This is a genomic window from Cyclobacterium qasimii M12-11B (genome assembly GCF_000427295.1).
Taxonomy (GTDB): domain Bacteria; phylum Bacteroidota; class Bacteroidia; order Cytophagales; family Cyclobacteriaceae; genus Cyclobacterium; species Cyclobacterium qasimii.
On the sequence record NZ_ATNM01000004.1, the window covers coordinates 55,621 to 67,356 of the forward strand.

Here is an 11,736-nt window from a genome sequence, read left to right on the forward strand (position 1 = left end):
AAACACTCTTAGCAAATCAGTGTTTAAAGCCAATACTTTTTGTGGTTTTTATCGCTATAAAAACATCAAGGGCATAAATAATTCTAATATTAAACAAGCTTAATTTAAGCTTGAATTATTCTAACACTGGATTCTCCCACCTTCACGAACAATTTTAGGCCTTTCACGAATTTGAAAACACGAATCTTGATAAAAGGAATTATTTTTAATCAATGCGGTTTTGACTCAGTCAGATTTGACCTATTATGATTCCCTATACCAGCTACCTATTCCGTATTAAACCGGTATACACCTAAAATTCCATTAAGAGTAAATTTTCACCTTATAATGATATTGCCATGAAAGAAGTGCGTTTCTTACTTGTCATTTGGTTGATTACTATTTTGTTATGCCCAATATCTTTCGCAATGGAAGGTCATTGGAAAGGTAAGATGAAAGTAAGTGGTCTATCATTGAACTCAAAAGTTCACGTGTATTTGCAGGAGAAGGAATCAAACGGTAAATACTACGGGCTCATTGTTTATAATTTGGGCAAAAAGTCAGAAACAGTAAAAGCTTTAATGGCCTATCAGGAAAATGGCATTTATAAACTTCTTGAAACAGGACACCTTGATGGCATAACACAACGTGGTTTGGTCGCGGCAATTTTGAAATCTGATATTAATTCCAAAACAGGGCTTGAAATGCTTAATTCGAGTCAACTGTATCAAGTCAATAAAACCCTACAATACGATACGGGATTGCTTAGCTTAGAAAAATCAAATGAGATATTACCATCCAAATACAAGGCATTTTTAACAAAAAATGCTCATATAACAGCAGAAGCCATCAAGGTGGCCACTCCCTTTTATGAGGAAGGAAACCTATACCAAGGTGTCTGGTCATTGGTTCGAATAGGCGCCAAAGTTGGAGAAGGAATTGACAAATCGTTAGTAATCCCTAAATTCAAGGTATCGTCTTTGGATGATTTTTTAACTCTTGAAAAAAATACAGGCTTGATAAATCTCCCAAAGGAGGAGTCAAATGTATCCATCCAGGTCATTTCTAAATCTTCCTATTATACCAAGCCCCTAAGCACTAAGATTAAAATCCGTTTCACTATTGAAGAACCCAGATCTGGAGAGGCCTTTGAGCTTTACCTGGGGGAACAGGAAATTTCCATGGCCCCCATTTTCTCTTTTCAAGCAGATGAAGCCGCTATTTATAATAACAATGATCGCTTATCTGCCATAGGCTTTGAATACGGAATGCACCAACAAGATTATGAATACGGAAAGCAAAAATTGGAACAATTTGCAAGCGAAGGAGATGCAATGGCCAAGGCTTGGATGGGATACTTTACTTACCATGGATTGGGTAATTACCTTCCTGATAAATCAAAAGGGAAGAGAATTTTAAACGAATGCAAACGTTTTTTGGAGACAGAGGTATTAAACAAAAATCCTGAGGCCCAATACCTACTTTACAGCCTTCAAAAAGTATCTGCTTTAACCTTGACAGAACGTAGAGCCGGAATAATTTTACTTCATCGTTCCGCCTATTCAGGCTTCTTACCAGCAATGTATGAAATTGGTTTAAATGCCTTTCAAGAAGAAAATTATGAGGTAGCCAAACTTGTCTCAGAAAAAGCCATAGCAATGGGATCCATGAAATCAGCCATGATTCTAGGGAAAATGTATCTTGAAGGAAAAGGTGTAGTACGGGATTCAGAGGTAGGATTGACATGGTATAAAAAAGCTGCAGCCACTGGAAATGCTACGGCATTGTCTGTATTGGCAACTGTTTATTCTGATGGTAAAAATCTGCCACCAAATATTACCGAAGCGCTAAAGTATGCAGAAGAAGCGGCAGAGAAAGGGAGCACAAATTCCATGTTGTTTTTGGGTGATGCTTACCTTTCTGGAAAACAAGGAGTAGCAAAAGACATTAAAAAAGCGGTGGAATATTTCAACAATGCTGCAGCATCTGGTAGTGCGGAAGGCATGCTCTCCCTGGGTATGATTCACCAAAACGGTAACGAGCTAGGTTTGGTTACCGATCATTCAAGTGCTTTCTACTGGATCAATCAAGCTGGTATTCATGGAAGTTTTCCTGCCATGGTAGCTTTGGCAACCATCTACCATGAGGGAGAGCTCGCTGAGAAAAATGCAATCAAATCCAGGTTTTGGAGGGCTGAAGCGGAGGCACTTCGCCCTAAACAAGCATCTAACAATCAATACATAAGCAATGATTTCGTTAACTTTTGGAAACATGCAGATTTCAGCCCAACCTACTATTACCTTCCTTATGAAGACCGCGTAATCGATACTGGTCCAGACCTAATGGGTGGTTTGATATCCGGTTTTTTTGGTTCCTACATGGAAAGTAGGTCACAAGTACAGCAACAGATCAACCGCATAGAGTTGATCTATGAAAAAGATGGAGAGAAAGTATATGGAGGTACTATCAGCAGCTTGCTCAGAGAAGGCATACGCATCAGAGCGGGCCAAGAAGTAGAAGCCATTGCCCGAGGCAGAATCAAACTGGGATTTATGTTGGACAATATTAGTGCAAACGGAATTGGCGGATACCAGACTTATAGTATCTCCCAGAAACTACCACATGGTTCCTTTATCGTCAAATTAAATGGAAGTGGTTGGAAAGGTTGGGGAACCTATGGCATTCATCGTTTTGATAAAGGAGGTACATTGGACCTGGCCATTAATGACAGGGACTACAGCAATAATGCCGGCTATTTTGACTTGAAAATTGTGGTAAGGGATTGATAAATAATAACCAAAGCTAATCTGAAAGCTTAAAAGAAAGCAATAGACAGATATAAGTCCCAATCATAAGCACAGATTTTAAAATCCCTCAGTTAAAATATCATTTTCAAAACCAAAAAACCTACACCTTCCCTCCTTGCCATTTCTAAAAAGGTTCAAAGTCCCTTTATGGTTAGTCTATTGCCCCTTCTATTTAGCAATTGCTGTCCGCTATTATGACATTAACTTTAAAATGGATCTTTTCTATTAAAACCCAAACAGGCATGAGGGCCTTGACCCTCTATACCTTTTTCAACTTCCTTTTGAAAGTTTGATGCTGATCCGCTTGTCCTCAACCTAAGGAACTGCAGGAAGTTTAAAAAAGGGCCTATATCTAATTCAAAAATCAATTATCAGAATACTTATTACTTAAAACTGTATTTGAAATAAATACGGGTTTTAAGAAAAATGCTTTACTCCACAGAAAAGTAGTTTCACGATATAGTCTTTGCTCTTCACGAAAAAAAGCACAGAAATAAATTTTTTCAACTGAAATTAGAAGAGATAAGCCTAATAGCTCATGATTTTAAAAACAAACAATCGTAAGAAAAGTCAATTAAATCAGGTCTCCGCTTAATCCAAATATCTGTTTTCTTAAACGACTGCTCTTCAAGAAATTTTTGTCACTTAAACACAAAAACATGATCACACTACACCGATTAATCATTACATGCCTCTTCCTATACTTGGGTATGTCTTATGGGAATTCGCTACAAGCTCAAAGCATGACTTCAAGCATGGACACCTTGTACCACTGGGTCAATTCTAACCAATCTATTGAAGGGAAAGTACTGAATTTACCCCACTTACAATATGAAACCGACAACCATCTTTTGACCGCCAACTCCAAAATGTCAATAGACACATTAGTGATGGGATTAAAGGAGGTAGAAAATATCGCCATTGCCATCGAAGGATATACAGACGATGTTGGAGACGAAGATTATAACTTAGAATTAAGTGTAAAAAGAGCTGAATCAGTATACAATTATTTGATTCAAAAAGAAATAGTTGCAGACAGACTCAAATTTGATGGGTTTGGGATGTCAAACCCTATTGTTCCAAATACATCTGCAGAAAACCGGGCAATAAACAGGCGAGTCGAAATCGTGCTAAAATTGAGAGATGACATACAGGTTGAGCAAGTTTCCCAAACAATATATCTAAATAGCGGCAAGATCATTCCAGTCAAAGAATACACCATAGAGGAGACTTACTTATCCTATCTTCAATATGGAAGCACTTCCAAAAGAACCGAACCATTGGAAAATGTAAATTATATAGTAGGAACAGATGGTACACGAAAATATGATAACCAAATGGCAGGATTCAATGACAAAGCCTCTGAGCCTGTTCCTGAACCTGTGCCTACACCAAAAGCGCCTGTTAAAACCAATGATTATGCTGGCTTCTATTTAGGCATAGGGTCAAGGTCAACTAACCTAGAGGAATCTTTGATGTGGCTTAATTATGTAGATGAAAGTCCAAGCATGGATTCCTTTCTGGGAGAAAAAACCATAAAGGAACAGGAATATGGAATATCTTTTGATTTTGGAATCCAAACGGGCAATTTTAATGGATATCATTATGAAATAGGTGGAAGTGGAATCACTGGAACAGTTAATTTCCTGGCTTTTCATACAGCATATGGTCATAATTTTTCTCTTGGTGCATCCAATAAAATAATTTTCAGACCAGTGCTTGGGATAGAATTCGGTAGAGCAAAAGCTCCTTTGGGAGATATAATTAACAATGATGTTTATATCAGGGTAAATGATTCAGATTTTTACAGCGAAGATGTCTCCATTAAAGTTATCTCTAACCAGGGTACCGTTAAACCAAGATTTGATTTCGTATTTCCTTTTCAAAAAGCTGAAGGTTATTCTATGTTAACCATCACTGGCGGATATTCTTACAATATTTACTCCAATAACCCTATGATTAAGTTCAGTGGAACAGATGAAAACAATGAAAGCATATCAGCCAAGGAGAATTTAGACGAATCAAATATTGATTTTAGGTTAAATGAAATAAGAAGTACAGACAAGCTACCCTTTGATTTAAATGGCCCCTTTATTGGTCTGGCATTTCAATTTTGATGATGGCTCATCCTACATATACCATCATCAAACGTAATAGATCTATCACGAATCTATGATCATTATTGAAAGGTCCAATCAGTTCGCGAAACTTCATTTAGTGATATAGGAAATGGTCATGAAGACCATAAACAATAGCAATTGGTTGAAAACCTAAATAATCCCTGTAGTTGAAGGTTATTCTTCAGCTACAGGGATTTTAATGCTCGCTTACGGCTAATAATTCAGACAATTCTCATTATAACGTTTGAGCCTGTTTAATTGGAGAAAACAACTTTATTAGAAAAGCGTCAGGTCACCACTTTTACCAACTGGTCGGCTTGTAGTCTTTTAGGAATTTCCCAGTCCAATGTTTTCCAGTATTGATTCCATCAAACAAAGGATCCATCACCCTAGCTGCACCATCAACAATGTCTAAAGGAGGCTGGAAATCATGTATTTCTTCTTTCTTCCTGGCCAACTCAATTGGGTCTTCATCCGTTACCCATCCCGTATCTACAGCATTGGTATAGATTCCAAACTTGGCAAAATCTGCAGCAGAAGTTAGGGTCATCATGTTCAATGCGGCTTTGGCCATGTTGGTATGTGGATGACGAGATTCTTTGTGGTATTTATGAAATTTACCTTCCATGGCGGAAACATTGATGATGTGCTTTTTACCAGTGTTGTCCTGTTTCATCACATGAACCAAGCGATTGCAGAGTACAAAAGGGGCAATAGAATTTACAAGTTGCACTTCAAGCATTTCATTGGTATGAATCTCTCCTAATTTCAACCTCCAGCTATTGGTCTTTCTCAAATCGACTTGTTGCAAATCCGCATCCATTTTACCAATCGGGAAAACTTCCTCAGGAGTTAAAGCATGGTCAATTGTATAAGCTATTTGAGATAATTTCGCAGAAGCACTCAAGCCTATCCCAACTTGCTTTCCATGCCATGTTACCGGTAGGTTCCTGTTCGAGTCTTCAACCATAGCACTGCTTGCTCCTAATTCCTGCAAGCATGCTTCATGGTCTGATAGCAACTCTTTTACAGAAGAAGAAAATTCAGCATAAGAAAGCCCTTCATTTGGCAATAGGTGCTGGTAGAAACCTGCCGGACGTCTAACGGTCTGCGCAGCATTATTGATCAACACATCCAACCTTTCGTATTGTTGTTCAATGAAATTACAAAACAATTCGACACTAGGTATATGTCTCAAATCCAATCCATGAATTTTAAGCCTGTGGCCCCACGTTTCAAAGTCGGCCTCTTTGGCAAACCGCAATGCAGAATCTACAGGGAATCGGGTTGTAGCAATCACAGTGGCACCTGCCCGTAACATCATTAAACTAATGTGGTATCCAATTTTTAAGCGAGATCCTGTAACAAGCGCAACTTGACCTGTAAGGTCTGCAGTTTGAAAGCGTTTGGCATAATTAAAGTCCCCACAGGGCCCACACATGGTGTCGTAAAAGTGATGAAGCGTGGTAAAAACCTCTTTGCATACGTAACATTCTCGTGGGGCTACAGTTGCACCTTTAAGTCTTTCCTGGTCAGCATTAGGTGCAATCATTTTAGGGGCAACAAAAACAATGGCCTCCCTGGCACTCCGAATTCCTGTATTGTTTCGTGCTTGTTTATGATTGTCAGCTGTTTCCTTTTTGACTTTTTTCTTTGCGTTTTTCTTACGTTTGATTAATTCCTCTTTTTGAGGCCTTGACAGTCGTCCTGCCTGCGTTATCAATTCTATTCTCTGCTCAATAGGAATATCAAATATCTGGTCGGTATCACCGTTTAACGTGGCTAAAATGGCAATGCATTGATCAATTTGATCTTTACTAAGCTGACCTTTATTGTTGTTGATTTCCATTAATTGGCTGGTGTCGTGTTGAGGACAGGTGAAGACTTGGTAATTCTTAATTCGAAATGCAAAGGTACAATCTTTTCGATTAAGCACTTAGCCAATACTTTTAGAATTTTCACTCTTGGCATTGGTTCGGTTAATCCACCTTTTATTAAGTTGACTTTTATTGAATCAGACAATAGCCATTTTTTTAAATAACTACAGAAAAGTAGCTTGAAATCTGTCTGCCCTTATTAGTTAGGGTTGAAATATAATTAGGGTGATGATTGTAATTCCTGTTAAATTAAAAGACAGTTTTGAACTTGCCTTATAAACATAAAAAAGGGTATCAAATCATTAAAATTAGGAGCTATTATTCTTCTTTGCACCAATACATAAAATAGGAAGTGATTGAAAAAAAATTAATCATCAAATCCGTCCTGAATGATTTGATGTTTGTTTTTCCTTTGTTTTTTAAATCGTTGCGATTTCTTTTTTGCAGATACTTCATTCTTATCCGATTTGAAATGCATGCTATTTTCAGCTAAAGAAGACCCTTGTTTGATCATTATGCCATTATAAGGGCAATCTTCATGACCACAATTGTGTTTGGAGTATTCGCCAAAATTCCTGTGTTTAATCTTCTTATCGGAAAGTATTTTTTCCTGATTGACCCTAATATCGCTCCAGATTTGTCTTTCGTCAGCAACCGTCAGCTCGAGCCCTAAAGTGGTAAGGTCAAAATAAGTTTTAGGGTCCTTTAATTGATAAAAATTGAATGTTTTCTCAAAAACAGTATTGGCATGGTCTCGAATTTCAATTTGGTCATTCAATTCAAGGTTTTCATTCTCACAAATGGAACGGTACAATCCTAAGGTATTGAAATCTGAGTATTTCTTGTAGTTGTCTATAAAGTAAAAATATTCCTCTTTACTCAATTGATTGAACTTCTTGTCAATTTTCATTTTTTCTTCCTTCGGATTAAATTAACACACTTAAATTAATAGATTTTAATACTTTCATGAATCTCTGCCTTCACCAATTTGACGTCCAATTTTAATTTAATACATAGCCTAGAAACTCTTTGGACAAGTCTTTATTATTGAATTTCTTTGCTATCATTTCTGAACCTGAAAATTGTTTCTTATCGAAAGATTGAGGATTGACTATAAACCTATAATCCTTATTTTTAAAATAATCAGTTCTCTCACAGGCTAAACTTGGAATAGCGTTATTTAACCCTTGTCTGAATGTCCTGAAAATAGTTAGGTGATCTTTGCGCTTATCGGTTATCCCAAAGTTGTTGTTCAAATTTCCTACTTCGTTTAGATTTTTCATAATTGAAAACAACACTCTACGAGGCCCATTTATATATGTGTTTCCCTCAGTACTGACACGTTCAACACCACGAATCAAAATACCTCCAAAACCATTTTCCCCTCGCAATGTAATATCAAACCCTTGGTTGTGGAATCGCCATTTCCCAGCAGGTTCACTATGTTTATGAGTAAATGCATCTTGATGATTTTTGGAATAGTAATAGAACTCAATTTCAGTGAAGTTGAAATGAACATCATTTACTACCAATACTTTTTCAAGTAAAATTTGAGCTGCAATCCGCTCAAATTCATTTTCTATATTTTTTTCATCAATTTGAAATTTCATGATTGAGTATTTTTGGGTTACTATAATTTAGTTTTAGACCGCCATAAAATAACTCTCTATTCACTGAGCATTCTTAACGTTATTGCCTTCATGATTTTCTATTCATCCCTAGATTTACCACTATTACGTGGTAAATCTAGGGATGCCCATTGGAAAAATAGAATTTTAATATTTAAGATACTTAGGTTAATTTTATCCATTCTGGTTTTACGGATGGCCTTCAAACTTAATCCAAGTCAGGTTTTACCCAATTTTTGATGCCTTCAGTATCCTTTTGTTTTTCAAAGTCCACCCAAAAAGGCTTTTCTTTGGCTAAAGGGACCTCTTCGTTGACCATATAAGGCCTGACCTCGCTCCACCATTCCTCATAGGATCCTCTCATTTGATTAACTAATTCAGGATGTTCTTCAATAATATTCTGTGTTTCTCCTGGGTCACTAAATAAATCATACAACTCACTGTTGTTCACAAATCGATACTGTTCATTTCTTACTGCAAATTTCTGGTATTTAGAACTGTCTGGATTGGATGTTTCAGCTGTCCCCACCCAATGGTCTGTACCCTCTGGATCTGAAATGTTTTTTGGGTTTAAAGGCCACCTACCTCCGTGAAAGAAACGCAACCTGTCCTCAGACTCAATGGTGTCGTTTTTCAAATAAGAAAGAAAGCTTTTTCCATCCAAATTCGGGATATCAGAAATGTCGATATTGGCAATCTCAGCAAAGGTTGGCAGCATGTCATAATGATTAAGCATCACATCTACCTCTTGTCCTTTATTGAAATGATTAGGCCATCTTATAAAGAAAGGAACCCTGCTACCTCCTTCGTAAAGACTTCCTTTAAATCCTTTCATTCCTGCATTGTAAGTTTCCCCATGTACAATATTGTAACCGCCGTATGTTTTCCCATTGTCTGACATAAAAATCAAAATAGTATTGTCAGCAATTCCCCAGGCATCTAGTTTATCCATTAATATACCCAGGTTATGATCAACATTTTCGATCATCGCATAAAAACCCTGGGCATCTGTTGGATAACCTTGATCGATGAATTTTTTCTTGTATTCTTCAGGTGCCACAAAAGGTCCGTGCGGCGCATTCGCTGCGATATAGGCAAAAAACGGTTCCTCACTTGAAGACTTCTCTTTAATCCAGGACAAGGCCTGCGTAAAAAACACATCCGTACAGAAGCCTTCCGTTTTAACAAAAGTACCATTGTGCTTAATTACCGGATCAAAATACTCGTTGTCTGGAACGTCAGCACAAGAACCTGGATAGGCCTGGCCTATACCACCACCTCCATGAATAAACACTTCGTCAAAACCACGACTATCGGGTTGATACTCCTGCTCATCCCCTAAATGCCATTTTCCAAATATACCGCTGGTATAGCCACCTCGCTTCAATACTTGTGGCAAGGTGGTAAAACCTAAAGCCATTCTTTCTCTTTCCAAAATAGTATGCGTAATACCATTTTTAAAAGGATGTCGCCCGCTCATAATGGCAGACCTGGTAGGTGCACAAGTAGGACTGACCTGAAAATCTTCCAGACTTATGCTCTGCAGTTTCAACCTATCCATATTTGGCGTAGATACATCAGGACTACCGTTGGCAGAAATGTCACCATATCCCTGGTCGTCCGTCATCACCAATATGATATTTGGTGGCAACGGCTCTTGTTCATCCTGTTTACAACCAAAGATCAGCATGGCTAGGCCAATGAAGAAAAGTGAATTTTGAAAGAAAGTGTTTTTCATTATATGTTCCATTTTGGATTGATTACAAAAATAGCAATAAGATGGGGAAAACAATTGTCATTTGGTTTAATAGCTATTGGGGACGGTTTTGGGGAATGGTTAATTGTTAATTGTTTTTTAACGTATACTCTTCAATAATCTACTACCGGTGTCTGAGCTTGTTGGACTTCTCTACCGGTGCCTGAGCCTGTCGAAGGCCACCCTGAAGTGAGCAACTTAAAAAAAGTAAGTGGATTTAAAATTGATGACTAAAAATTTTCTCCCCTCTCCCTTCACCACATCTCCTATCACTCCATCACTGATCACACCATCTCTTATCATCGATAGCTTTTTTTGAGTGAAAATTTTGGCTAAACCTAATTGGCTTTTAGGCTCAGGGTACATAATGGGGTCAATGTCAATAGGCTTAGGTTTATATTATTTTTTCCTTTTAAACCATATATAAATTATGATACTGACGGCGACCATAACTGCCAAAATAATGAAATACCCATATTGCCACCTAAGTTCAGGCATCTTGTCAAAATTCATTCCATACACGCCTACGATAAATGTCAAGGGGAGGAAAAATGCAGAAAACACTGTCAGTAGTCTCATTACGTCATTATTCTTTTGTGCCGTAAATGAAATATAGGAGTTTAAAAGCGCATTAGAATCATCAATTATTTCATCAGATTTAAGAATGAAATCTAATACAGTATCTTTTATGTCTTGTAGGTCCGAGACGGATTTATCTAACACCTTAAATTGATTTAAAATGTTCTGCGTGATAAGTAGAATCTTTTTGGTTAGCCGTGCTTTGGCTTTTTCATAATAAAGATTTTCGATGGAGATATTCCGGCCATTTTTAAGAAAAATCTGTCTCTCAAGTTCATCCATTTTGTCTATCTGAATTTTGAGTGGACTTTCAAAGGTGAGTAAAATTTCATTTACTAAACTTAATACCAATCCTTCTACACTATCAAACGTTTTTTCAAAGTGTGCTGAAATGAAATCAAAAGGTGCTCTATGAATCGTAAGCAAAGCATTTTCATAAACAAAAAAGGCAATTTTATTGGATATTTGTCCTACTTCAATGGCACGTTCATCAGGGGTTGCAGTGTAAGCCCTGAGTATAATAAAAACAAGCTTATCTGAGTGTTCAAACTTAGGTAAATGTCCCGATTCGAGCGCATCCTCCAAAAAATTCTCGTTGATATCAAAAGGTAAATCCAATGTTTTTAAATCACCTTCAGTAGGATTCTCAATATCTATCCAATGGAAATTACTGAAATTGGTAATGGTCTTTTTCATAATAAAATAAATCTTTTATTATTTATCTCGTGAGATTTTTATTTCTTTAATCAAGTAAAAGCCGTTCAATGATTATACGTACCGCCACGCATGTCCCTACTAGGCTAGAATTACAAAACTAATGGGTTTAAAGGTATTAAAAATATTGATGACTATATGGGATAAATCCCCATGGCTTCCCAGGAATAATTAATCCTTAAAACTGCATTTGGAAAAGAGTCCAGGGATAATTAAAATCAAAAGAAAATAAGGTACTTGTAAACTTGGCTTAGCCAATGTCTAAATCAGCGGGTG

The 11,736-nt window shown here is 37.2% G+C and carries 7 protein-coding genes; 2 read left to right on the forward strand and 5 right to left on the reverse strand.

Going from position 1 to position 11,736, the window contains the following annotated elements:
• Positions 1-338 precede the first annotated feature (338 nt).
• Both ADICYQ_RS00600 and ADICYQ_RS25585 read left to right on the forward strand, forming a co-directional pair.
• On the forward strand, positions 339-2,765 hold the full coding sequence (locus ADICYQ_RS00600) for a tetratricopeptide repeat protein (RefSeq protein ID WP_081652260.1): 2,427 nt from the start codon (positions 339-341) through the stop codon (positions 2,763-2,765).
• Between the two features lie 680 nt (positions 2,766-3,445).
• On the forward strand, positions 3,446-4,903 hold the full coding sequence (locus tag ADICYQ_RS25585; RefSeq protein WP_081652261.1) for an OmpA family protein: 1,458 nt from the start codon (positions 3,446-3,448) through the stop codon (positions 4,901-4,903).
• 304 nt (positions 4,904-5,207) lie between these two features.
• Here ADICYQ_RS25585 and ADICYQ_RS00610 read toward each other — a convergent pair whose 3' ends face one another.
• From ADICYQ_RS00610 to ADICYQ_RS00630, 5 genes are all read right to left on the reverse strand, one after another.
• Positions 5,208-6,755 (reverse strand): SDR family NAD(P)-dependent oxidoreductase, encoded by a 1,548-nt coding sequence (locus ADICYQ_RS00610; RefSeq protein ID WP_020891225.1) that lies wholly within the window; start codon positions 6,753-6,755, stop codon positions 5,208-5,210.
• 395 nt (positions 6,756-7,150) lie between these two features.
• Positions 7,151-7,693 carry a hypothetical protein gene (locus ADICYQ_RS00615; RefSeq protein ID WP_020891227.1) on the reverse strand — a complete coding sequence of 181 codons (543 nt, stop codon included), beginning with the start codon at positions 7,691-7,693 and terminating at the stop codon, positions 7,151-7,153.
• Positions 7,694-7,784: 91 nt separating this feature from the next.
• Positions 7,785-8,393: a hypothetical protein gene (locus ADICYQ_RS00620; protein WP_020891228.1), complete on the reverse strand. Its 609-nt coding sequence runs from the start codon at positions 8,391-8,393 to the stop codon at positions 7,785-7,787.
• A gap of 226 nt (positions 8,394-8,619) precedes the next feature.
• Positions 8,620-10,149 (reverse strand): arylsulfatase, encoded by a 1,530-nt coding sequence (locus tag ADICYQ_RS00625; protein ID WP_040413693.1) that lies wholly within the window; start codon positions 10,147-10,149, stop codon positions 8,620-8,622.
• 417 nt (positions 10,150-10,566) lie between these two features.
• Complete coding sequence (locus ADICYQ_RS00630; protein ID WP_020891231.1) at positions 10,567-11,442, reverse strand: CorA family divalent cation transporter; 876 nt, start codon at positions 11,440-11,442, stop codon at positions 10,567-10,569.
• Positions 11,443-11,736 lie beyond the last annotated feature (294 nt).

Coding starts and splice junctions, on each gene's coding strand:
- ADICYQ_RS00600 (WP_081652260.1), top strand. CDS start 339: ATGAAAGAAGTGCGTTTCTTACTTGTCATTTGGTTGATTACTATTTTG.
- ADICYQ_RS25585 (WP_081652261.1), top strand. CDS start 3,446: ATGATCACACTACACCGATTAATCATTACATGCCTCTTCCTATACTTG.
- ADICYQ_RS00610 (WP_020891225.1), bottom strand. CDS start 6,755: ATGGAAATCAACAACAATAAAGGTCAGCTTAGTAAAGATCAAATTGAT.
- ADICYQ_RS00615 (WP_020891227.1), bottom strand. CDS start 7,693: ATGAAAATTGACAAGAAGTTCAATCAATTGAGTAAAGAGGAATATTTT.
- ADICYQ_RS00620 (WP_020891228.1), bottom strand. CDS start 8,393: ATGAAATTTCAAATTGATGAAAAAAATATAGAAAATGAATTTGAGCGG.
- ADICYQ_RS00625 (WP_040413693.1), bottom strand. CDS start 10,149: ATGAAAAACACTTTCTTTCAAAATTCACTTTTCTTCATTGGCCTAGCC.
- ADICYQ_RS00630 (WP_020891231.1), bottom strand. CDS start 11,442: ATGAAAAAGACCATTACCAATTTCAGTAATTTCCATTGGATAGATATT.